Source organism: Escherichia sp. WS1152 (assembly GCF_046487665.1).
Lineage (GTDB): Bacteria > Pseudomonadota > Gammaproteobacteria > Enterobacterales > Enterobacteriaceae > Escherichia > Escherichia coli.
Genome location: NZ_JBJQJA010000011.1, coordinates 1 through 21,466, shown reverse-complemented (window position 1 = coordinate 21,466; position 21,466 = coordinate 1). Strand labels below are relative to the sequence as shown.

General features: G+C 51.4%; 24 protein-coding genes and 1 tRNA gene. 17 read left to right on the top strand and 8 right to left on the bottom strand.

What is annotated here, in order from left to right:
* Positions 1-4 precede the first annotated feature (4 nt).
* From endA to ruvX, 5 genes are all read left to right on the top strand, one after another.
* The gene (gene endA, locus ACJHW7_RS17090; RefSeq protein WP_000286497.1) at positions 5-712 is read left to right on the top strand and encodes a deoxyribonuclease I; all 708 of its coding nucleotides are present in this window, start codon (positions 5-7) and stop codon (positions 710-712) included.
* 79 nt (positions 713-791) lie between these two features.
* Entirely contained in the window at positions 792-1,523 is a 732-nt protein-coding gene (gene rsmE, locus ACJHW7_RS17085) for a 16S rRNA (uracil(1498)-N(3))-methyltransferase (RefSeq protein WP_001222509.1), read from the top strand.
* Positions 1,524-1,535: 12 nt separating this feature from the next.
* Complete coding sequence (gene gshB / locus ACJHW7_RS17080; protein WP_000593273.1) at positions 1,536-2,486, top strand: glutathione synthase; 951 nt, start codon at positions 1,536-1,538, stop codon at positions 2,484-2,486.
* Between the two features lie 108 nt (positions 2,487-2,594).
* On the top strand, positions 2,595-3,158 hold the full coding sequence (locus ACJHW7_RS17075) for a YqgE/AlgH family protein (protein WP_001053178.1): 564 nt from the start codon (positions 2,595-2,597) through the stop codon (positions 3,156-3,158).
* On the top strand, positions 3,158-3,574 hold the full coding sequence (gene ruvX, locus ACJHW7_RS17070; protein ID WP_000017106.1) for a Holliday junction resolvase RuvX: 417 nt from the start codon (positions 3,158-3,160) through the stop codon (positions 3,572-3,574). Before ACJHW7_RS17075 ends, ruvX begins: the two co-directional genes overlap by 1 nt.
* Before the next feature lie 190 nt (positions 3,575-3,764).
* Here ruvX and ACJHW7_RS17065 read toward each other — a convergent pair whose 3' ends face one another.
* Positions 3,765-4,745 carry a PilT/PilU family type 4a pilus ATPase gene (locus ACJHW7_RS17065; protein ID WP_021557194.1) on the bottom strand — a complete coding sequence of 327 codons (981 nt, stop codon included), beginning with the start codon at positions 4,743-4,745 and terminating at the stop codon, positions 3,765-3,767.
* A 17-nt stretch (positions 4,746-4,762) separates the two neighbouring features.
* Between ACJHW7_RS17065 and yggS the strand changes: the two genes are divergently transcribed.
* From yggS to hemW, 5 genes are read left to right on the top strand one after another with little or no spacing between them, the layout of a single operon-like run.
* On the top strand, positions 4,763-5,467 hold the full coding sequence (gene yggS / locus ACJHW7_RS17060; protein ID WP_000997795.1) for a pyridoxal phosphate homeostasis protein: 705 nt from the start codon (positions 4,763-4,765) through the stop codon (positions 5,465-5,467).
* Positions 5,468-5,484: 17 nt separating this feature from the next.
* Positions 5,485-6,051, top strand: a complete 567-nt coding sequence (yggT, locus tag ACJHW7_RS17055; RefSeq protein ID WP_001094831.1) for an osmotic shock tolerance protein YggT — start codon at positions 5,485-5,487, stop codon at positions 6,049-6,051.
* Positions 6,048-6,338 carry a DUF167 family protein YggU gene (gene yggU / locus ACJHW7_RS17050; RefSeq protein WP_001277222.1) on the top strand — a complete coding sequence of 97 codons (291 nt, stop codon included), beginning with the start codon at positions 6,048-6,050 and terminating at the stop codon, positions 6,336-6,338. The genes yggT and yggU overlap by 4 nt, the downstream gene beginning before the upstream one ends.
* A 7-nt stretch (positions 6,339-6,345) precedes the next feature.
* Entirely contained in the window at positions 6,346-6,939 is a 594-nt protein-coding gene (locus ACJHW7_RS17045; RefSeq protein ID WP_001174746.1) for an XTP/dITP diphosphatase, read from the top strand.
* Entirely contained in the window at positions 6,932-8,068 is a 1,137-nt protein-coding gene (hemW, locus tag ACJHW7_RS17040; RefSeq protein WP_000239930.1) for a radical SAM family heme chaperone HemW, read from the top strand. Before ACJHW7_RS17045 ends, hemW begins: the two co-directional genes overlap by 8 nt.
* 68 nt (positions 8,069-8,136) lie before the next feature.
* Here the strand turns inward: hemW and ACJHW7_RS17035 are convergent, their stop codons facing one another.
* From ACJHW7_RS17035 to trmB, 5 genes are all read right to left on the bottom strand, one after another.
* Positions 8,137-9,144, bottom strand: coding sequence for a DUF1202 family protein (locus ACJHW7_RS17035; protein WP_000745257.1), 1,008 nt, complete (start codon positions 9,142-9,144; stop codon positions 8,137-8,139).
* 116 nt (positions 9,145-9,260) lie between these two features.
* Complete coding sequence (ansB, locus tag ACJHW7_RS17030; RefSeq protein ID WP_000394107.1) at positions 9,261-10,307, bottom strand: L-asparaginase 2; 1,047 nt, start codon at positions 10,305-10,307, stop codon at positions 9,261-9,263.
* Positions 10,308-10,482: 175 nt separating this feature from the next.
* Complete coding sequence (locus ACJHW7_RS17025) at positions 10,483-11,202, bottom strand: DUF2884 domain-containing protein (protein ID WP_000984796.1); 720 nt, start codon at positions 11,200-11,202, stop codon at positions 10,483-10,485.
* Positions 11,203-11,385: 183 nt separating this feature from the next.
* Positions 11,386-11,712, bottom strand: coding sequence for a YggL family protein (locus ACJHW7_RS17020; RefSeq protein ID WP_001107564.1), 327 nt, complete (start codon positions 11,710-11,712; stop codon positions 11,386-11,388).
* On the bottom strand, positions 11,712-12,431 hold the full coding sequence (trmB, locus tag ACJHW7_RS17015) for a tRNA (guanosine(46)-N7)-methyltransferase TrmB (RefSeq protein ID WP_000786911.1): 720 nt from the start codon (positions 12,429-12,431) through the stop codon (positions 11,712-11,714). The genes ACJHW7_RS17020 and trmB overlap by 1 nt, the downstream gene beginning before the upstream one ends.
* 160 nt (positions 12,432-12,591) lie before the next feature.
* Here trmB and mutY point away from each other — a divergent pair, with 160 nt between their 5' ends.
* From mutY to nupG, 4 genes are all read left to right on the top strand, one after another.
* Complete coding sequence (gene mutY / locus ACJHW7_RS17010; protein WP_001401208.1) at positions 12,592-13,644, top strand: A/G-specific adenine glycosylase; 1,053 nt, start codon at positions 12,592-12,594, stop codon at positions 13,642-13,644.
* A 27-nt stretch (positions 13,645-13,671) separates the two neighbouring features.
* Positions 13,672-13,947, top strand: coding sequence for an oxidative damage protection protein (locus tag ACJHW7_RS17005; protein ID WP_000091700.1), 276 nt, complete (start codon positions 13,672-13,674; stop codon positions 13,945-13,947).
* A 64-nt stretch (positions 13,948-14,011) separates the two neighbouring features.
* Entirely contained in the window at positions 14,012-15,091 is a 1,080-nt protein-coding gene (gene mltC / locus ACJHW7_RS17000) for a membrane-bound lytic murein transglycosylase MltC (protein ID WP_000760323.1), read from the top strand.
* 201 nt (positions 15,092-15,292) lie between these two features.
* Positions 15,293-16,549, top strand: a complete 1,257-nt coding sequence (gene nupG, locus ACJHW7_RS16995) for a nucleoside permease NupG (RefSeq protein WP_001049791.1) — start codon at positions 15,293-15,295, stop codon at positions 16,547-16,549.
* 49 nt (positions 16,550-16,598) lie between these two features.
* Here nupG and speC read toward each other — a convergent pair whose 3' ends face one another.
* A complete protein-coding gene (gene speC / locus ACJHW7_RS16990) occupies positions 16,599-18,734 on the bottom strand; it encodes an ornithine decarboxylase (RefSeq protein ID WP_001383513.1) in 2,136 nt (711 codons plus the stop codon).
* A 162-nt stretch (positions 18,735-18,896) separates the two neighbouring features.
* The gene (locus tag ACJHW7_RS16985; RefSeq protein ID WP_212734937.1) at positions 18,897-18,980 is read right to left on the bottom strand and encodes a hypothetical protein; all 84 of its coding nucleotides are present in this window, start codon (positions 18,978-18,980) and stop codon (positions 18,897-18,899) included.
* A gap of 152 nt (positions 18,981-19,132) precedes the next feature.
* Here ACJHW7_RS16985 and ACJHW7_RS16980 point away from each other — a divergent pair, with 152 nt between their 5' ends.
* The 3 genes from ACJHW7_RS16980 to ACJHW7_RS16970 all read left to right on the top strand — a co-directional run.
* Positions 19,133-19,840 carry a DUF554 domain-containing protein gene (locus ACJHW7_RS16980; protein ID WP_021557195.1) on the top strand — a complete coding sequence of 236 codons (708 nt, stop codon included), beginning with the start codon at positions 19,133-19,135 and terminating at the stop codon, positions 19,838-19,840.
* Between the two features lie 105 nt (positions 19,841-19,945).
* A tRNA-Phe gene (locus tag ACJHW7_RS16975) sits at positions 19,946-20,021 on the top strand.
* Positions 20,022-20,218: 197 nt separating this feature from the next.
* A partial coding sequence (locus ACJHW7_RS16970) for a tyrosine-type recombinase/integrase (RefSeq protein WP_410233567.1) occupies positions 20,219-21,466 on the top strand: 1,248 nt, incomplete at its 3' end.

Here is a 21,466-nt window from a genome sequence, read left to right as displayed (position 1 = left end):
AGTGATGTACCGTTATTTGTCTATTGCTGCGGTGGTACTGAGCGCAGCATTTTCCGGCCCGGCGTTGGCCGAAGGTATCAATAGTTTTTCTCAGGCGAAAGCCGCGGCGGTAAAAGTCCACGCTGACGCGCCCGGTACGTTTTATTGCGGATGTAAAATTAACTGGCAGGGCAAAAAAGGCGTTGTTGATCTGCAATCGTGCGGCTATCAGGTGCGCAAAAATGAAAACCGCGCCAGCCGCGTAGAGTGGGAACACGTCGTTCCCGCCTGGCAATTCGGTCACCAGCGCCAGTGCTGGCAGGACGGTGGACGTAAAAACTGCGCTAAAGATCCGGTCTATCGCAAGATGGAAAGCGATATGCATAACCTGCAGCCGTCAGTCGGCGAGGTGAATGGCGATCGCGGCAACTTTATGTACAGCCAGTGGAATGGCGGCGAAGGCCAGTACGGTCAATGCGCCATGAAGGTCGATTTCAAAGAAAAAGCTGCCGAACCACCAGCGCGTGCACGCGGTGCCATTGCGCGCACCTACTTCTATATGCGTGACCAATACAACCTGACACTCTCCCGCCAGCAAACGCAGCTGTTCAACGCATGGGACAAGATGTATCCGGTTACCGACTGGGAGTGCGAGCGCGATGAACGCATCGCGAAGGTGCAGGGCAATCATAACCCGTATGTGCAACGCGCTTGCCAGGCGCGAAAGAGCTAACCTACACTAGCGGGATTCTTTTTGTTAACCCCTACCCCACGCGTACAACCGCGTGGGGAGACGACGCGGATTTTTAACTATGCGTATCCCCCGCATTTATCATCCTGAACCACTGACCAGCCATTCTCACATCGCGCTTTGCGAAGATGCCGCCAACCATATCGGGCGCGTACTGCGCATGGGGCCGGGGCAGGCGTTGCAATTGTTTGACGGCAGCAACCAGGTCTTTGACGCCGAAATTACCAGCGCCAGCAAAAAAAGCGTGGAAGTGAAGGTGCTGGAAGGCCAGATCGACGATCGCGAATCTCCGCTGCATATTCACCTCGGTCAGGTGATGTCGCGTGGTGAAAAAATGGAATTTACGATCCAGAAATCGATCGAACTCGGTGTAAGCCTCATTACGCCACTTTTTTCTGAGCGCTGCGGCGTTAAACTGGATAGTGAACGTCTGAACAAGAAGCTCCAGCAGTGGCAGAAGATTGCAATTGCTGCCTGTGAGCAGTGTGGTCGTAACCGGGTGCCGGAAATCCGTCCAGCGATGGATCTGGAAGCCTGGTGTGCAGAGCAGGATGAAGGACTGAAACTGAATCTTCACCCGCGCGCCAGTAACAGCATCAATACGTTGCCTTTACCGGTTGAACGCGTCCGCCTGCTGATTGGCCCGGAAGGCGGTTTATCGGCAGATGAAATTGCCATGACTGCCCGCTATCAATTTACTGATATCCTGTTGGGACCTCGCGTTTTGCGTACAGAGACAACTGCGCTCACCGCCATTACCGCGCTACAAGTACGATTTGGCGATTTGGGCTAACGGAGAAGAATAATGATCAAGCTCGGCATCGTGATGGACCCCATCGCAAACATCAACATCAAGAAAGATTCCAGTTTCGCTATGTTGCTGGAAGCACAGCGTCGTGGTTACGAACTTCACTATATGGAGATGGGCGATCTGTATCTGATCAATGGCGAAGCCCGCGCCCATACCCGCACGCTGAACGTGAAGCAGAACTACGAAGAGTGGTTTTCGTTCGTCGGTGAACAGGATCTGCCGCTGGCCGATCTCGATGTGATCCTGATGCGTAAAGACCCGCCGTTTGATACCGAGTTTATCTACGCGACCTATATTCTGGAACGTGCCGAAGAGAAAGGGACGCTGATCGTTAACAAGCCGCAGAGCCTGCGCGACTGTAACGAGAAACTGTTTACCGCCTGGTTCTCTGACTTAACGCCAGAAACGCTGGTTACGCGCAATAAAGCGCAGCTAAAAGCGTTCTGGGAGAAACACAGCGACATCATTCTTAAGCCGCTGGACGGTATGGGCGGCGCGTCGATTTTCCGCGTGAAAGAAGGCGATCCAAACCTCGGCGTGATTGCCGAAACCCTGACTGAGCATGGCACTCGCTACTGCATGGCGCAAAATTACCTGCCAGCCATTAAAGATGGCGACAAACGCGTGCTGGTGGTGGATGGCGAGCCGGTACCGTACTGCCTGGCGCGTATTCCGCAGGGGGGCGAAACCCGTGGCAATCTGGCTGCCGGTGGTCGCGGTGAACCTCGTCCGCTGACGGAAAGTGACTGGAAAATCGCCCGTCAGATCGGGCCGACGCTGAAAGAAAAAGGGCTGATTTTTGTTGGTCTGGATATCATCGGCGACCGTCTGACTGAAATTAACGTCACCAGCCCAACCTGTATTCGTGAGATTGAAGCAGAGTTTCCGGTGTCGATCACCGGAATGTTAATGGATGCCATCGAAGCACGTTTACAGCAGCAGTAACCCACCTTAGCGAGAAGGATCTCGTTGAGACTCTGAGTGACAGCGCCCTTCTTTCCACGCATACTGGGCGCTGTTGCTTTTTTGAACCAGGAAACAGAACCTCTGACAATGAATTTACAGCATCACTTTCTTATTGCCATGCCTGCTCTCCAGGATCCGATTTTCCGTCGTTCCGTGGTCTACATTTGCGAACATAATACCAATGGTGCAATGGGGATCATCGTCAACAAGCCGCTGGAAAATCTCAAAATTGAAGGGATTCTGGAAAAGCTGAAGATCACGCCGGAGCCGCGTGATGAATCAATCCGTCTGGATAAACCGGTTATGCTCGGCGGCCCACTGGCTGAAGATCGCGGGTTTATTTTGCATACTCCGCCCTCTAATTTTGCTTCCAGCATTCGCATTTCAGACAACACAGTGATGACCACTTCCCGCGATGTGCTGGAAACGCTCGGCACCGATAAACAACCGTCTGACGTATTGGTGGCTCTGGGCTATGCCTCCTGGGAGAAAGGTCAACTGGAACAAGAAATTCTCGATAACGCGTGGCTAACCGCCCCGGCAGATCTGAATATTCTGTTCAAAACGCCGATTGCCGACCGCTGGCGCGAGGCGGCAAAACTGATTGGTGTGGATATTCTCACCATGCCTGGTGTGGCAGGACACGCCTGATGAGTGGAACCTTACTCGCCTTCGACTTCGGCACCAAAAGCATTGGCGTAGCGGTCGGCCAACGCATTACCGGCACCGCTCGCCCTTTGCCTGCAATTAAAGCACAGGACGGTACGCCGGACTGGAACATTATCGAGCGTTTACTGAAAGAGTGGCAGCCGGACGAAATCATCGTCGGTTTGCCGCTGAATATGGACGGTACCGAGCAACCATTGACTGCCAGAGCGCGTAAATTTGCCAACCGTATTCATGGTCGTTTCGGTGTTGAAGTAAAGCTCCATGACGAGCGTCTTAGCACCGTGGAGGCACGTTCCGGTCTGTTTGAACAGGGCGGCTATCGGGCGCTCAACAAAGGCAAAGTTGACTCTGCCTCTGCGGTTATTATTCTCGAAAGCTATTTCGAGCAGGGATATTAAGGCGATTTAAAAGCCTGGCGGAGTGTAAATAATATCATCGCGCCTTACGCCTTATTGCCGGATGCGGCGTGAACGCCTTATCCGGCCTACATGTGGCAGCGGTTGTAGGTCTGATAAGACGCGCAAGCGTCGCATCAGACGTTTATTGCCTTTGTAGGCCCGATAAGCTTGCACATCGGGCATGGCAACGTCACAAACGCCCTTCCCCCACTCGCTGCTGATAACTCTGCTGAAACGTTATCATCCCCACCTGCTGCCCGGTTTGAATAACATGCGGTAACTGGTGGGTTTTCCCTTCGCGAATCAAATTCCCCACCGCGGGTGTGTTAATCAGCAATTCAAACAGCGCCACGCGTCCTTCCTGTTTATCCACTTCCAGCTTTTGTGACAACACTGCCCGTAAACTACCTGCCAGTTGATTACGTACGGGGTCTTTTTCCTGCGCCGGAAATGAATCCACCAGCCGCTCAACTGCCTGCGCCGCACCACGCGTATGTAATGTTGCCAGCACCAAATGCCCGGTTTCTGCCGCCGTCAGCGCCAGACGGATTGTCTCGCTGTCACGCAGCTCTCCGAGCAAAATCACATCAGGATCTTCCCGCAATGCGGCCCGCAATCCCGATGCGAACGTCATACAATTCAAACCGATTTCCCGCTGCTGGATCAAACATCGCTGGCTGGCATAGAGATATTCAACAGGATCTTCCAGCGTCAGAATATGCGCATCGGCATGTTGATTGAGATAGCCAACCATTGCCGCCAGCGTGGTGGATTTACCACTCCCCGTCGCCCCCGTCACCAGAATCAGGCCATTCTCGCTCTTGAGTAATTCCGGCAATACCGGTGGTGCGCCAAGCTGTTCGAGCTGCGGGCAGCACGAAGGTAACAACCGTAACGCCAGAGAAATACCTTGCCGTTGTGCGAACGCACTGCCGCGCAATCGCTGGTTTTCCGCCAGCGACACGGCAAAATCCAGCTGACCATTTTCCAGCAATATTGCCCGCTGATCGTCATCCAGCCACTCCCGCAGTAGCTCTTCGACGTCCGGCGCATCAAACGGCGCAGCTTCCATTAGCCCGCGAATGCGCCATCGTGCGGGCCAGGCGCTGCACAGGTGTAGATCCGAGACGTTATGCTTTACACTAAGGGCCACAATTTCTTCCATATTCATACTAAGATCCTCGGAAAATGAACGATATTGCGCATAACCTGGCACAGGTCCGGGACAAAATCTCAGCGGCTGCAACGCGTTGCGGCCGTTCTCCAGAAGAAATTACGCTGCTTGCAGTCAGTAAAACAAAACCTGCGAGCGCCATCGCAGAAGCCATTGATGCCGGGCAGCGTCAATTTGGTGAAAACTACGTTCAGGAAGGGGTAGATAAAATTCGCCACTTTCAGGAACTGGGCGTAACAGGATTAGAATGGCATTTTATTGGCCCGTTGCAGTCTAATAAAAGCCGCCTGGTGGCAGAGCATTTCGACTGGTGTCATACCATCGACCGTTTGCGCATTGCTACCCGCCTCAACGATCAGCGCCCGGCAGAACTTCCCCCTCTTAACGTACTGATTCAAATTAATATTAGTGATGAAAACAGTAAGTCCGGGATTCAACTGGCAGAACTGGACGAGCTGGCAGCTGCGGTCGCTGAACTACCGCGTTTACGTCTGCGCGGGCTGATGGCAATCCCTGCGCCTGAGTCAGAATATGTAAGGCAGTTTGAAGTTGCACGCCAAATGGCTGTAGCATTTGCCGGACTGAAAACGCGCTACCCGCATATCGACACGCTCTCTCTGGGAATGTCGGACGATATGGAAGCCGCCATTGCGGCAGGTAGCACGATGGTTCGTATCGGCACTGCAATTTTTGGTGCGCGTGATTACTCTAAAAAATAAGGAATTAAAGGAACGCCATGAATACGTTGACTTTCCTGCTTTCAACGGTCATTGAGCTGTATACCATGGTGCTGTTATTACGCATCTGGATGCAGTGGGCTCATTGTGATTTTTACAACCCCTTCTCACAGTTTGTAGTGAAGGTAACGCAGCCAATTATCGGGCCACTGCGCCGCGTTATTCCGGCAATGGGACCCATTGACAGCGCCTCGCTGCTGGTTGCCTATATTCTCAGTTTTATCAAAGCCATTGTGCTGTTTAAAGTGGTGACCTTCCTGCCAATCATCTGGATTGCCGGTTTACTGATTCTGCTGAAAACCATCGGCCTGCTGATTTTCTGGGTCCTGCTGGTGATGGCGATTATGAGCTGGGTAAGCCAGGGTCGTAGCCCGATTGAATACGTGCTGATTCAGCTGGCCGATCCGCTGCTGCGCCCGATTCGCCGCCTGCTACCAGCAATGGGTGGGATTGATTTCTCGCCGATGATCCTCGTTCTGCTGCTGTATGTCATCAATATGGGTGTCGCAGAAGTATTACAGGCAACCGGAAACATGCTGCTGCCGGGGCTGTGGATGGCGTTATGAGTGCCGTAACAGTTAATGATGACGGTCTGGTTTTACGGCTCTATATTCAGCCGAAAGCCAGCCGTGATTCTATTGTCGGTTTACATGGCGACGAGGTAAAAGTCGCCATTACCGCGCCACCGGTTGACGGTCAGGCCAACAGCCATCTGGTGAAGTTCCTCGGTAAGCAATTCCGGGTTGCCAAAAGCCAGGTGGTGATTGAAAAAGGCGAACTTGGCCGCCACAAACAAATTAAAATCATTAATCCGCAACAAATCCCGCCAGAAATCGCGGCGTTAATTAATTAGGTATCCTATGCAAAAAGTTGTCCTCGCAACCGGCAATGCCGGTAAAGTGCGTGAGCTGGCGTCGCTGCTTAGCGACTTCGGTCTTGATATCGTGGCCCAAACAGACCTCGGCGTAGATTCCGCTGAAGAAACCGGCCTGACCTTTATCGAAAACGCGATTCTGAAAGCGCGCCATGCGGCAAAAGTGACCGGTTTACCGGCAATTGCCGACGACTCCGGTCTGGCGGTAGATGTACTTGGCGGTGCGCCGGGGATTTACTCCGCGCGTTATTCCGGTGAAGACGCGACCGATCAAAAGAATCTGCAAAAACTGCTGGAAACACTGAAAGACGTACCGGACGACCAACGTCAGGCGCGTTTCCACTGCGTGCTGGTATATCTGCGTCACGCGGAAGATCCGACTCCGCTGGTGTGCCACGGTAGTTGGCCGGGCATGATTACTCGTGAACCAGCGGGTACTGGCGGCTTTGGTTATGATCCAATCTTCTTCGTACCTTCCGAAGGGAAAACCGCTGCCGAACTGACCCGCGAAGAAAAGAGCGCCATTTCCCACCGTGGTCAGGCATTGAAACTGCTGCTGGACGCTTTACGTAATGGTTAAATTACCGCCGCTGAGTCTCTACATTCACATCCCGTGGTGCGTGCAGAAATGCCCGTACTGCGATTTCAACTCTCACGCGTTGAAAGGAGAAGTGCCGCACGACGATTATGTTCAGCATCTGCTTTGCGATCTGGACAATGATGTGGCTTACGCTCAGGGCCGTGAAGTAAAGACAATCTTTATTGGCGGTGGTACGCCGAGCCTGCTTTCCGGCCCGGCGATGCAAACGCTGCTGGACGGCGTGCGTGCGCGTTTGCCGCTGGCAGCGGATGCAGAAATTACTATGGAAGCGAACCCAGGCACGGTAGAAGCGGATCGCTTTGTCGATTATCAGCGTGCTGGTGTGAACCGCATCTCTATTGGTGTGCAGAGTTTTAGCGAAGAAAAGCTGAAACGACTTGGGCGTATTCATGGCCCGCAAGAAGCGAATCGAGCGGCAAAGCTGGCGAGCGGGCTGGGGCTGCGTAGCTTTAACCTTGATTTGATGCATGGGCTGCCGGATCAATCACTGGAAGAGGCGCTTGGCGATCTACGCCAGGCCATTGAACTGAATCCGCCGCATCTTTCCTGGTATCAACTGACCATCGAACCCAATACGCTGTTTGGTTCGCGACCACCGGTGCTGCCGGACGATGACGCGCTGTGGGATATTTTCGAACAGGGGCATCAGTTATTAACCGCAGCGGGTTATCAGCAATATGAAACTTCCGCTTACGCCAAACCCGGTTATCAGTGCCAGCACAATCTCAACTACTGGCGATTTGGTGACTACATCGGTATTGGCTGCGGCGCGCACGGCAAAGTCACCTTCCCGGATGGTCGCATTCTGCGTACCACCAAAACGCGTCACCCGCGTGGTTTTATGCAAGGAAGGTATCTGGAAAGCCAGCGTGATGTCGAAGCCGCAGATAAGCCGTTTGAGTTCTTTATGAATCGCTTCCGTCTGCTGGAGGCCGCGCCGCGCATGGAGTTTAGCCAGTATACTGGCCTTTCTGAAGAAGTTATTCGCCCACAGTTAGAAGAGGCTATCGCTCAGGGTTATCTCACAGAATGTGCGGATTACTGGCAAATAACGGAACATGGGAAGCTGTTTTTAAATTCGCTGCTGGAGCTTTTTCTGGCGGAGTAAATTTGTATTGCCGGATGCGGCGTGCGTGTACGCAGCATCCGGCCACAACTCATGCGTTATCGCAAAAATTACTTAATCACCCCATTGCGCCGCAGTTGTTCGGTATCTTTTTTCCAGCGTTCATTAGCCTGGTTGATATCGTCAATTTTCATCAAAATCGCGACTTTTTTACTGTTTATTTCTGAAACTTTCATCGTTAAAGGATATTGCCCTTTTTCGAGCGTTATCCAGTCATCCTGCAATTTACGGCTAAGTTTTTGTGATTGCAGAAAAGTCTGTCGCCGTTGTTCGTTGATATCGAAATCTCGCTTCTGCTGAATCGGCACTTCATAACACTCTTCACTCTGTTTATGACATGCCGCAATCGCCGGTTGATAAACCTCTTTGTCATATTTAACCGCGAACGCCTCGCTATCATTCTGTTTATTAAACTCATCACGCTGTTGGTGAATTTTTTTAAAGGCGTCTTCGCGGGTCATTTGCTTACCGTTTGCATCTTTTCCCCAATATGCATCCGCTGCTTTCTGCGCCGCCACCATTTGCTTATCAAGCGCTTTCACTTCCTTTTCCAGCGCAGGAATCGAGTTCTTCTGGGTATTCAACGCAGACTCAAGCTGACTAAAGCGATAATTGAAATCTTCGCTATTCACGATCAGATATTTATTATTCGTTTTGATATCGTCGACCACCCGCCCACGATCGCTGGCTGCCGCCTGAAAAGAGTAAAAGTTCACCGACCAGCCAGACGCGGGCGTTCCTTTACTGGTTAACATCGCCGAGAATTTTACCGGTTTATCTTTCGTCCAGGTCTGTTCGAGCAGTTCGTAATCTGCCAACTGACCGACCCAGGTATAGAGATCGTCACTGGAAGAGACATCGCCTTCCGCTGACCAGGTGGCCTGATTACCCTTAGCATCAAGATTTTTTAAGGTGATGGCATCAAGCTTGAGAATGCCGTGATACTGCTTTTTGAATTGAGCTTTTAAGATATTTTCAGTTGGCGGTTCGCCATCTGCCCAGACATTACCAGTCATCAACACAAGCAGCGCCGTGCCAACAATCCATTGCTTTTTCACCCGAAAACCCTCGCGCGGAATAATTTATTCCGGTGATTATCATCAGGGTAATAAAAATTGGCAATGGACGTAAGTCTGAAGTGAAAAAGCCCCGGCACGATACCGGGGCGAGGTGGTTAGTACTGATTGAAGATCTGCTGGATCTGCTGCGGATCTTTGGTTTGCGTCAGAGCCAGTTGCAGCAGAACGCGCGCTTTTTGCGGGTTCAACGTGCCAGAGGCGACGAAGCCGTATTTCGCATCATCCACTTCGGCATCCTGAGTGGTAGCGCCCGTCGGTACGCGGGAAGAACGCACGACTGCAGTGCCGTTTTTCGCGGCGGTCGCCAGAGTGTCAAATACGGTTTTATACAGGTTGCCGTTACCCACACCAGCGCTAACGATGCCATCATAGCCCGCATCTACCAGTGCTTTAGCCGGAAGATCGGATGCGTTAGCGTAGTTATAAACAATGCCGACTTTCGGCAGTTCATTCAGCTTAGAGACATCGAACGGCGTGTCGCTGGTGTGCTTACGTGCCGGGGTACGTTGGTAGTCAATCTTACCGTTGTGAATGTAACCCAGAGGACCGTAGTTAACAGACTTGAAGGTCGCTACGTCGGTGGTGTTGGTTTTGGTGACATCCCGCCCATCCAGTACGGTGTCGTTCATCACCACCAGCACGCCACGATTAGCGGAGGCTTTATCAGCTGCAGTCACTACCGCGTTATACAGGTTGAATGGACCGTCTGCGCTCATGGACGTGGACGGGCGCATTGCGCCGACCATCACCACCGGTTTGTCGCATTTCACCGTCAGGTCGAGGAAGTAAGCGGTTTCTTCCATCGTGTCGGTACCGTGAGTAATGACGAAACCGTCGGTTTTATCGCAGTCGGTGTTAATTTTTTTCGCCAGTGTCAGCCAGACATCATCGTTCATGTCCTGGGAGCCGATATTCACTACCTGCTCGCCTTTAACGTTCGCAATGTCCTTCAGTTGCGGCACCGCATTAACCAGATTTTCTACGCCAACTTTACCCGCTGTGTAGTTAGATTTGGTTGCGGAGTCACCACCACCGGCAATGGTCCCGCCGGTTGCTAAAATGGTGATATTGGGTAATGCCAATGCTGCACCACTAAAACCCATAACCAGTGCGGCAAGTGCCGTCTTTTTGAAAAACTCCATTTCATTCCTCCAGTTACGTGAACGCTACGCATTATCCCTTAGCTTTGCATGGGAAATTTGACGTTAAACAATTTACAACGTGAATATATTTTGGAGATCTACAAAGTTAGAGGCAGGTAACAAAACGAAGAATTAAACGGCATAAAAAAGTATTATACCGTCTTAAAATAGAGGATTATTTTAAATTCCCGACCAGGGCTTTGCGGCTATCTTCCAGAGTCACAACGCGGCTACAAACATCTTTGCCAAACTGCTGGAAATCTTTTTCCTGCTTTTTCCACTCGGTTTGGATTGAGGATTGCAGACCGCCCAGACTTCCCAGCACATTCTGTAATGGGTTGCCGCCGCTTTTCAGCACCGCTTTCGCGCCCATTTCATTAATGCTGTCCTGTAAAATTCCGCCCATTGCCTGATTCACTAATTGCTGGCCTTCAGCGCGAACCTGATCAATGGCTTTATAGTGGAACGTCAGGCCATCGCTGCGCGTTTCGATAATACGGTTCATCTGCTCTTTCAGCTGCGCATCAAGTTTGGTCAGACGGCTGCGCATTTTGCTGCTTTCGCCCATCTCCTGAACGATAATTTTATCCAGAGCAATACGGGCTTTCTCGACGCGGCTTTTCGCGCCTTCATCAATCCACGGCAGCGTGCTACGTAGTTCAGCCTGATAATCCTTCGCCTGCTCGCGCTGGGCGGCATTCAGGGAATATTGCTTACCGTTATACATCACGTTGCCGTCTGGCGTGATCACCAGATTGCCGTTTTCGCCCTTCACCTGCACGGTTTGCGGGCTGACAATCACATCGTCACGCGGCGTGACGCTGCACTGGTAGTCGGCGTGAGCGGTCATTGCCGTCACTGAAAGTGCTGCCGCCAGCAGCATTTTGCGCATCATAGTCTTCCCTCAAGAACAAATCAGGCCAGCATTTGCTGGCCCCAGATTGATAACAAAGTACGCGTTTTCCATGCCGGATGCGGCGTAAACGCCTTATCCCGCCTACTCGATCGTGCATCTTTGTAGGCATGATAAGCGTAGCGCATCAGGCAGTTTTGCATTTGTCATCGCCCGTATGCTTTCTTAGTCCCACCAAACGTCGAAAAGTTCGCTGGTGCGTACCTCATCCAGTTTGCGCTCTTCCAGCCACTTACGCACAATCGCCTGATGTTCTTCGGTGCATTTGCCGATTTCCTGCATGCAGATCAGACCTTCCCAGGCCAGATAACCGCTGCCGTCAAAGGCCAGTTTGTTCGGTTCGATAACCTCGTTAATAAAATCATCAACGGTTTTATCAATCTGTTCTTCCGATGTACCTTCCGGGAATCGCCATGCCACCGAAAATCCTAATTCCTGGAATTCGTCGATGTGCATTTTTTTACGCAGACGACGGCTACGGTTCTTTGCCATTATTTCACCCTCTCGAACATTAAGTCCCATACTCCGTGACCAAGACGATGACCACGTTGTTCAAATTTCGTCACCGGACGTGATGCCGGACGCGGTACGTAATCATTGCTCTCTGACAGGTTTTTATAACCGTCAATAGAAGACATCACTTCAAGCATATGTTCCGCATAAGGTTCCCAGTCGGTCGCCATATGGAATACGCCCCCCAGCTGCAGTTTGCTTTTTACCAGTTCGGCAAACGGCACCTGAACGATACGGCGTTTATTATGGCGCGCTTTGTGCCACGGGTCAGGGAAAAAGAGCTGCACCATGCGCAATGAATTGTCAGGAATCATTTTATGCAGCACTTCAACCGCATCGTGACACATCACGCGCAGGTTGCTTAAGCCCTCTTCATGCGCAGAAGCCAGGCACGCACCAACGCCCGGTGAATGCACTTCAATGCCGAGGAAGTCCTGCTCGGGGCGATCTTTAGCCATTGCCACCAGCGACGCCCCCATGCCAAAACCAATCTCAAGCGTCACCGGCGCTTCACGGCCAAAAAGCGCGGGGAAATCCAGCATATCTTCGCTGAACTCAACGCCCATCACCGGCCAGTAGTTTTCCAGCGCATGTTCCTGGCCTTTGGTCAGTCGCCCCTGGCGGCGCACAAAACTACGGATACGGCGCAGTGGGCGGCCGTTTTCATCAAATTCCGGTGAAATGACGTCGTTTTTCATAAAGATTTAGTCGCTTGTGAAAGTGTTCTGAAAACGGGCATTATCCAAAGTTAGTTGCCGGATGCAAGCATGATAAGGCCGTGGCTGCGGAAAGTTCCGGTTTACACCCTGCCGTCGCTGTGCTGCAATCTGGCCCCCAACAACAGTGAATTCGGTGACCATGCAAGCGTCGCAATTTTCAGCCCAGGTTCTGGACTGGTACGATAAATACGGGCGAAAAACTCTGCCCTGGCAAATTGACAAGACGCCCTACAAAGTATGGCTCTCAGAAGTGATGTTGCAACAAACTCAGGTTGCGACCGTTATCCCCTATTTTGAACGCTTTATGGCGCGCTTCCCGACGGTGACCGATCTCGCCAATGCGCCGCTCGACGAAGTTCTCCACTTGTGGACCGGGCTTGGCTATTACGCCCGCGCGCGCAATCTGCATAAAGCGGCACAACAAGTGGCGACCTTACACGGCGGTAAATTCCCGGAAACCTTTGAGGAAGTTGCAGCACTGCCGGGCGTCGGGCGTTCCACCGCAGGCGCGATTCTCTCGCTTTCTCTGGGTAAGCACTTTCCGATTCTCGACGGTAACGTCAAACGGGTGCTGGCGCGCTGCTATGCTGTAAGCGGCTGGTCTGGGAAAAAAGAGGTCGAGAATAAATTATGGAGTTTGAGCGAGCAGGTGACGCCCGCGGTCGGCGTGGAACGGTTTAATCAGGCGATGATGGATTTGGGCGCGATGATTTGCACGCGTTCGAAGCCGAAATGTTCGCTCTGTCCGCTACAAAACGGATGTATTGCCGCCACCAACAATAGCTGGTCGCTTTATCCGGGCAAAAAACCGAAACAGACGCTGCCGGAGCGCACCGGCTACTTTCTCCTGTTACAGCACGAAGATGAAGTATTGCTGGCGCAGCGTCCGCCGAGCGGATTGTGGGGCGGTTTATACTGTTTCCCGCAGTTTGCCGACGAAGAAAGTTTGCGGCAGTGGCTGGCGCAACGGCAGATTGCTGCCGATAACCTGACGCAGCTGACCGCGTTTCGGCATACCTTCAGCCATTTCCACTTAGATATTGTGCCTATGTGGCTTCCCGTGTCGTCATTCACCGGCTGCATGGATGAAGGCAATGCGCTCTGGTATAACTTAGCGCAACCGCCGTCAGTTGGCCTGGCGGCTCCCGTGGAGCGTTTGTTACAGCAGTTACGCACTGGCGCGCCGGTTTAGCGCGTGAGTCGATAAAGAGGATGATTTATGAGCAGAACGATTTTTTGTACTTTCCTGCAACGTGAAGCAGAAGGTCAGGATTTTCAGCTGTACCCCGGCGAGCTGGGAAAACGCATCTATAACGAGATCTCCAAAGAAGCCTGGGCGCAGTGGCAGCACAAACAAACCATGCTGATTAATGAAAAGAAACTCAACATGATGAATGCCGAGCACCGCAAGCTGCTGGAGCAGGAGATGGTCAACTTCCTGTTCGAGGGTAAAGAGGTGCATATCGAGGGCTATACGCCGGAAGATAAAAAATAAAAACAGTGCCGGAGCACGCCTCCGGCAGCTTGCTTAAAAACAAACACAACACGCACCCGGAATGATGAAAAAATATCTCGCGCTGGCTTTGATTGCGCCGTTGCTCATCTCCTGTTCGACGACCAAAAAAGGCGATACCTATAACGAAGCCTGGGTCAAAGATACCAACGGTTTTGATATTCTGATGGGGCAATTTGCCCACAATATTGAGAACATCTGGGGCTTCAAAGAGGTGGTGATCGCTGGTCCTAAGGACTACGTGAAATACACCGATCAATATCAGACCCGCAGCCACATCAACTTCGATGACGGTACGATTACTATCGAAACCATCGCCGGGACAGAACCTGCCGCGCATTTGCGCCGGGCAATTATCAAAACGTTATTGATGGGTGACGATCCGAGTTCGGTCGATCTCTATTCCGACGTTGATGATATTACGATTTCGAAAGAACCTTTCCTTTACGGTCAGGTGGTGGACAACACCGGGCAGCCGATTCGCTGGGAAGGTCGCGCAAGCAACTTCGCGGATTATCTGCTGAAAAACCGTCTGAAAAGCCGCAGCAACGGGCTACGTATCATCTACAGCGTCACCATTAACATGGTGCCAAACCACCTTGATAAACGTGCGCACAAATATCTCGGCATGGTCCGCCAGGCGTCACGGAAATATGGCGTTGATGAGTCGCTGATTCTGGCAATTATGCAGACTGAATCTTCCTTTAACCCGTATGCGGTCAGCCGTTCCGATGCGCTGGGATTAATGCAGGTGGTACAACATACTGCCGGGAAAGATGTGTTCCGCTCGCAGGGGAAATCCGGCACGCCGAGCCGCAGTTTCTTGTTTGATCCTGCCAGCAATATTGATACCGGCACCGCGTATCTGGCGATGCTGAACAATGTTTATCTCGGCGGAATTGATAACCCAACATCGCGGCGTTATGCCGTCATCACCGCCTATAACGGCGGCGCAGGCAGCGTGCTGCGAGTCTTTTCGAATGATAAGATTCAGGCTGCCAATATTATTAACACCATGACGCCGGGCGATGTTTATCAGACGCTGACGACCCGCCATCCCTCTGCGGAATCTCGCCGTTATCTTTATAAAGTGAATACCGCGCAAAAATCCTACCGCCGCCGATAATTCCATTAACCGCCCCTGACGATGCTCAGGGGCAAAAATGTTATCCACATCACAATTTCGTTTTGCAAATTGGGAATGTTTGCAATTATTTGCCACAGGTAACAAAAAACCAGTCCGCGAAGTTGATAGAATCCCATCATCTCGCACGGTCAAATGTGCTTTTTCAAACACTCATCCGCATCACGATGTGAGGAAATTAACATGAATCTTAAGCTGCAGCTGAAAATCCTCTCTTTTCTGCAGTTCTGTCTGTGGGGAAGTTGGCTGACGACCCTCGGCTCCTATATGTTTGTTACCCTGAAGTTTGACGGTGCTTCTATTGGCGCAGTTTATAGTTCACTGGGTATCGCCGCGGTCTTTATGCCTGCGCTGCTGGGGATTGTGGCCGACAAATGGTTAAGTGCGAAATGGGTATATGCCATTTGCCACACCATTGGCGCTATCACGCTGTTCATGGCGGCACAGGTCACGACGCCGGAAGCGATGTTCCTTGTGATATTGATTAACTCGTTTGCTTATATGCCAACACTTGGGTTAATCAACACCATCTCTTACTATCGCCTGCAAAATGCCGGGATGGATATCGTTACTGACTTCCCGCCAATCCGTATCTGGGGCACCATCGGCTTTATCATGGCAATGTGGGTGGTGAGCCTGTCTGGCTTCGAATTAAGCCACATGCAGCTGTATATTGGCGCAGCACTTTCCGCCATTCTGGTTCTGTTTACCCTGACTCTGCCGCATATTCCGGTTGCTAAACAGCAAGCGAATCAGAGCTGGACAACCCTGCTGGGCCTCGATGCATTCGCGCTGTTTAAAAACAAGCGTATGGCAATCTTCTTCATCTTCTCAATGCTGCTGGGCGCGGAACTGCAGATTACCAACATGTTCGGTAATACCTTCCTGCACAGCTTCGACAAAGATCCGATGTTTGCCAGCAGCTTTATTGTGCAGCATGCGTCAATCATCATGTCGATTTCGCAGATCTCTGAAACCCTGTTCATTCTGACCATCCCGTTCTTCTTAAGCCGCTACGGTATTAAGAACGTAATGATGATCAGTATTGTGGCGTGGATCCTGCGTTTTGCGCTGTTTGCTTACGGCGACCCGACTCCGTTCGGTACTGTACTGCTGGTACTGTCGATGATCGTTTACGGTTGCGCATTCGACTTCTTCAACATCTCTGGTTCGGTGTTTGTCGAAAAAGAAGTTAGCCCGGCAATTCGCGCCAGTGCACAAGGGATGTTCCTGATGATGACTAACGGCTTCGGCTGTATCCTCGGCGGCATCGTGAGCGGTAAAGTTGTTGAGATGTACACCCAAAACGGCATTACCGACTGGCAGACCGTATGGTTGATTTTCGCTGGTTACTCCGTGGTTCTGGCCTTCGCGTTCATGGCGATGTTCAAATATAAACACGTTCGTGTCCCGACAGGTACACAGACGGTTAGCCACTAATTACGCAAAGAAAAACGGGTCGCCAGAAGGCGACCCGTTTTTTTTATTCTTACTTCAACACATAACCGTACAACCGTTTCATGCCATCCGCATCGGTTTCGCTATAAACACCTTGCAGCTCCGGCGAAAATCCCGGCAACAAATTCACCCCTTCTTCCAGTGCAAGGAAATAACGTTGAACCGCCCCACCCCAGACTTCCCCGGGTACCACGCAAAGCACGCCAGGTGGATAAGGCAACGCCCCTTCTACCGCAATTCGCCCTTCGGCATCACGAATCCGCACCAACTCCACGTCACCGCGAATATAAGCGCTATGCGCATCCTGGGGGTTCATCACCACTGACGGGAAACTCTGCTGGCGGAACATCGCTTTTTGTAGGTCTTTGACGTCGAAACTGACATACAGATCGTGCATCTCCTGACACAACTGGCGCAGGGTGTAGTCGCGATAGCGCACCGGATATTTGTTATAAACGCTCGGCAACACCTCAGCCAGCGGCGAGTCATCCTCAATATGCTGTTCAAATTGCGCCAGCATCGCCACCAGTTGTGCCAGCTTCTCTTGGCTTTCCGCCGGAGTTAATAAGAACAGAATGGAGTTGAGATCGCACTTCTCCGGCACAATGCCGTTCTCACGCAGATAGTGCGCCAGAATCGTCGCCGGAACGCCAAAGTCGCTATACTCGCCGGTTTCGGCATCGATACCTGGTGTAGTGAGTAACAGCTTGCACGGATCAACAAAATACTGATCCGCGGCATATCCTTCAAAGCCGTGCCACTTCGCCCCCGGCTCAAAACTGAAAAAACGGCGGTCGCTGGCTAACACTGATGTCGGATAATCCTGCCACAATTTGCCATCAACAACGGGCGGGATAAACGGGCGGAACAGCTTACAGCGCGCAAGAATAGCCTTGCGCGACTCAATACCCAACTCAACGCACTCAGCCCACAGCCGACGCCCACTCTCCCCTTCATGAATTTTGGCGTTAACATCCAGTGCAGCAAACAGCGGATAGAAAGGGCTGGTAGAAGCATGGAGCATAAAGGCGTTATTCAACCGCTTATGCGGGCAAAAACGCGCCTGTCCGCGGATATGGTTATCTTTTTTATGGATCTGCGACGTCTGTGAGAATCCCGCCTGCTGTTTGTGCACCGACTGAGTCACAAAGATCCCTGGATCGTTTTCGTTAAGTTCTAACAGCAGCGGCGAGCTATCCGCCATCATCGGGATAAACTGTTCGTAACCGACCCACGCGGAATCAAACAGAATGTAATCACACAGATGCCCAATGGTATCGATCACCTGACGGGCGTTATAGACAGTGCCGTCATAGGTTCCCAGCTGAATAATCGCCAGGCGAAACGGGCGCGGCAGGTCGGCTTTTTCTGGCGCAACGTCGCGAATTTGCTGGCGCAGATACTCTTCATTAAAACAGTGCGCATCAATACCGCCAATGAAACCAAACGGGTTGCGTGAAGCTTCCAGATAGACCGGCGTCGCCCCCGCCTGAATCAGCGCGCCGTGATGATTCGACTTATGGTTGTTACGGTCGAAGAGCACCAGATCGCCACGCGTTAATAGCGCATTCGTCACCACTTTATTCGCTGCCGATGTGCCGTTCAGTACAAAATAGGTTTTATCGGCATGAAAGACTTTGGCTGCGAATTTCTGCGCATCTTTCGCCGATCCTTCATGAATAAGCAGATCGCCCAATTTTACGTCAGCATTACACATATCGGCGCGAAAGACGTTCTCACCAAAGAAATCGTAAAAATGGCGTCCGGCAGGATGCTTTTTAAAAAACGCACCATGTTGATGCCCAGGGCAAGCAAAGGTGCTGTTGCCCATCTCAACGTACTGCGTCAGCGTGTCATAAAACGGTGGCAGCAAATTCTCTTCATACTGACAGGCTGCGGATTCCAGCTCCAGCCAATGCTGCTCGTTGCCGTTGATTACCGCCGTAACGCCCGCAGGTAATTCAACAGCATGTTCGGAATACAAAAACACCGGTAGATGAAAACCGGTGCGCTTAAGCAACGTAAGAATGCCACTGCGACTATCCGCAGCGGTAATGACGACTGCCGCGACGTCCGTAAAATCAGTATCTCCCAACGCCACCACGCGGCGATGAGTAGAAAGTCGGGATACCAGTTCACTACTGGCGGCAATATTCATTGATTTCATAAGCGCAAAACCCGTTTCGGGGAAGTAAGAATACCGGACAAGGTGTAAAACCCTGCCCCATGAGATATGGGTCAAACTGGTCACCAGCTCCGACCGCCAGACATCAGTAAAAGCAGAAACGCTCTGATTTTACTGTTGTCCTGCAGTGAACGTGCGTTAACTTCACCGCATGAGCAGTAGCATAAAAAGAGAAGGGTTTCGCGCGAAACGGCGATAAGCGAGAGAATGTAAGGAGATGGCGTGCATCGGGCAAACTCCGTACAGAGAGGAGAAAATTCGCGCAATCATGGCACCTTTCGCTAAGGCGTGCAAGCCAGGACTTTGCGACTAGACAAGCCATCAACAAGGCAAAAAGTTCATAATAAGAAAATCAAACAATACAGTTAACAGGAACTCTTGTGGTCATCGGCCCTTTTATCAACGCAAGTGCAATATTACTGGGTGGCATGCTCGGTGCACTGCTTAGCCAACGCTTACCGGAACGTATCCGCGTCTCCATGACATCAATTTTTGGTCTGGCATCGCTGGGGATTGGTATTTTACTGGTGGTGAAATGCGCCAACCTTCCGGCGATGGTTTTAGCAACCTTACTCGGAGCATTAATCGGCGAAATTTGTCTGCTGGAGAAAGGCGTCAATACAGCGGTCGCCAAAGCACAAAATCTGTTTCGTCACTCACGTAAGAAGCCAGCGCATGAATCTTTTATTCAGAATTATGTCGCGATTATTGTCCTGTTTTGCGCCAGCGGCACCGGGATCTTCGGGGCGATGAACGAAGGGATGACCGGCGATCCGAGTATTTTAATCGCCAAGTCATTTCTTGATTTCTTTACGGCGATGATCTTCGCCTGCTCGCTGGGTATTGCGGTATCGGTGATTAGTATCCCATTACTGATCATCCAGTTAACGCTGGCGTGGGCTGCCACGCTGATATTACCGCTGACCACACCGTCGATGATGGCAGACTTCAGCGCCGTAGGCGGTTTATTGCTGCTGGCAACCGGATTACGCATCTGTGGCATTAAAATGTTCCCGGTGGTCAACATGCTTCCAGCACTCCTTCTGGCAATGCCGCTTTCCGCCGCCTGGACCGCCTGGTTTGCCTGACAATGCGTGCAATAGCGGCAAAGTGATGATAGATTGTGCAGTCTGCAGTAAATTGAAGAAATTTGATTGACGAGACGAGGCGAATCAGGTTTAATGCGCCCCGTTGCCCGGATAGCTCAGTCGGTAGAGCAGGGGATTGAAAATCCCCGTGTCCTTGGTTCGATTCCGAGTCCGGGCACCAAATTCATATCAACGGACCTCCACGGAGGTCCGTTTTTCGTTTCAGAACGCCACAATTTAAGCGTTCTGCCTCCAAATCAATTCTACCGAACTCAACCAGATTCCCCCCACATCAACCTCATTGTGTGGGTATAATTGCGGGTATACCCCAGTTCGACAGAATTTGTACCCTCTTTAACGCATTCAGAAGGCTGAACTATGGCACTGACTGACGCAAAAATCCGGGCTGCAAAGCCCACTGACAAGGCTTATAAACTCACTGACGGGGCCGGCATGTTCCTGCTGGTTCATCCTAATGGTTCCCGTTACTGGCGTCTCCGTTATCGTATTCTGGGTAAGGAGAAGACTCTGGCACTTGGTGTGTATCCAGAAGTTTCTCTCTCCGAAGCTCGTACAAAACGGGATGAGGCCCGAAAACTGATTTCAGAAGGGATTGACCCTTGCGAACAGAAAAGAGTTAAAAAAGTTGTCCCTGATTTACAGCTCTCTTTTGAACATATTGCACGACGCTGGCATGCCAGTAATAAACAATGGGCACAATCACACAGCGATAAAGTACTCAAAAGCCTCGAGACACACGTTTTCCCCTTTATCGGCAACCGGGATATCACAACACTCAATACCCCGGATCTGCTTATCCCTGTTCGTGCTGCAGAAGCAAAACAAATTTATGAAATCGCCAGTCGTCTGCAGCAAAGAATATCTGCTGTAATGCGTTATGCCGTACAGTCAGGCATCATCAGATATAACCCGGCTCTGGATATGGCTGGTGCATTGACCACGGTAAAACGCCAGCATCGCCCTGCTCTGGATCTTTCACGCTTGCCTGAACTTCTGTCGCGTATTGACGGTTATAAAGGCCAGCCTGTCACCCGACTGGCAGTTATGCTGAATTTACTGGTTTTTATTCGTTCCAGTGAACTCAGATATGCCCGCTGGTCTGAAATTGATATTGACAATGCCAAGTGGACTATTCCAGCCGAACGCGAACCTCTGCCAGGCGTAAAATTCTCACACCGGGGCTCCAAGATGCGAACACCACATCTTGTGCCACTCAGCAAACAGGCTGTAGCCATACTGACAGAACTTCAGACATGGGCAGGTGAAAATGGTCTGATATTTACGGGTGCACATGACCCGCGTAAACCAATCAGTGAAAATACTGTAAATAAAGCCCTGAGGGTGATGGGGTATGACACAACCCAGGAAGTCTGTGGCCATGGATTCCGGGCGATGGCGTGCAGTGCATTGATTGAATCAGGTTTGTGGTCCCGCGATGCTGTGGAACGTCAGATGAGCCATCAGGAACGTAACGGTGTACGTGCTGCTTACATTCATAAAGCAGAGCATCTGGAAGAACGCCGCTTGATGCTACAATGGTGGGCCGATTTTCTGGATGCAAACAGAGAAAAATTTATCAGTCCATTTGAATATGCAAAGATTAAT

What these genes read in the sequence shown, in the direction of transcription:
- endA (WP_000286497.1), top strand. Translation starts at nt 5, where the DNA reads ATGTACCGTTATTTGTCTATTGCTGCGGTGGTACTGAGCGCAGCATTT.
- rsmE (WP_001222509.1), top strand. Translation starts at nt 792, where the DNA reads ATGCGTATCCCCCGCATTTATCATCCTGAACCACTGACCAGCCATTCT.
- gshB (WP_000593273.1), top strand. Translation starts at nt 1,536, where the DNA reads ATGATCAAGCTCGGCATCGTGATGGACCCCATCGCAAACATCAACATC.
- ACJHW7_RS17075 (WP_001053178.1), top strand. Translation starts at nt 2,595, where the DNA reads ATGAATTTACAGCATCACTTTCTTATTGCCATGCCTGCTCTCCAGGAT.
- ruvX (WP_000017106.1), top strand. Translation starts at nt 3,158, where the DNA reads ATGAGTGGAACCTTACTCGCCTTCGACTTCGGCACCAAAAGCATTGGC.
- ACJHW7_RS17065 (WP_021557194.1), bottom strand. Translation starts at nt 4,745, where the DNA reads ATGAATATGGAAGAAATTGTGGCCCTTAGTGTAAAGCATAACGTCTCG.
- yggS (WP_000997795.1), top strand. Translation starts at nt 4,763, where the DNA reads ATGAACGATATTGCGCATAACCTGGCACAGGTCCGGGACAAAATCTCA.
- yggT (WP_001094831.1), top strand. Translation starts at nt 5,485, where the DNA reads ATGAATACGTTGACTTTCCTGCTTTCAACGGTCATTGAGCTGTATACC.
- yggU (WP_001277222.1), top strand. Translation starts at nt 6,048, where the DNA reads ATGAGTGCCGTAACAGTTAATGATGACGGTCTGGTTTTACGGCTCTAT.
- ACJHW7_RS17045 (WP_001174746.1), top strand. Translation starts at nt 6,346, where the DNA reads ATGCAAAAAGTTGTCCTCGCAACCGGCAATGCCGGTAAAGTGCGTGAG.
- hemW (WP_000239930.1), top strand. Translation starts at nt 6,932, where the DNA reads ATGGTTAAATTACCGCCGCTGAGTCTCTACATTCACATCCCGTGGTGC.
- ansB (WP_000394107.1), bottom strand. Translation starts at nt 10,307, where the DNA reads ATGGAGTTTTTCAAAAAGACGGCACTTGCCGCACTGGTTATGGGTTTT.
- ACJHW7_RS17025 (WP_000984796.1), bottom strand. Translation starts at nt 11,202, where the DNA reads ATGATGCGCAAAATGCTGCTGGCGGCAGCACTTTCAGTGACGGCAATG.
- ACJHW7_RS17020 (WP_001107564.1), bottom strand. Translation starts at nt 11,712, where the DNA reads ATGGCAAAGAACCGTAGCCGTCGTCTGCGTAAAAAAATGCACATCGAC.
- trmB (WP_000786911.1), bottom strand. Translation starts at nt 12,431, where the DNA reads ATGAAAAACGACGTCATTTCACCGGAATTTGATGAAAACGGCCGCCCA.
- mutY (WP_001401208.1), top strand. Translation starts at nt 12,592, where the DNA reads ATGCAAGCGTCGCAATTTTCAGCCCAGGTTCTGGACTGGTACGATAAA.
- ACJHW7_RS17005 (WP_000091700.1), top strand. Translation starts at nt 13,672, where the DNA reads ATGAGCAGAACGATTTTTTGTACTTTCCTGCAACGTGAAGCAGAAGGT.
- mltC (WP_000760323.1), top strand. Translation starts at nt 14,012, where the DNA reads ATGAAAAAATATCTCGCGCTGGCTTTGATTGCGCCGTTGCTCATCTCC.
- nupG (WP_001049791.1), top strand. Translation starts at nt 15,293, where the DNA reads ATGAATCTTAAGCTGCAGCTGAAAATCCTCTCTTTTCTGCAGTTCTGT.
- speC (WP_001383513.1), bottom strand. Translation starts at nt 18,734, where the DNA reads ATGAAATCAATGAATATTGCCGCCAGTAGTGAACTGGTATCCCGACTT.
- ACJHW7_RS16985 (WP_212734937.1), bottom strand. Translation starts at nt 18,980, where the DNA reads ATGCACGCCATCTCCTTACATTCTCTCGCTTATCGCCGTTTCGCGCGA.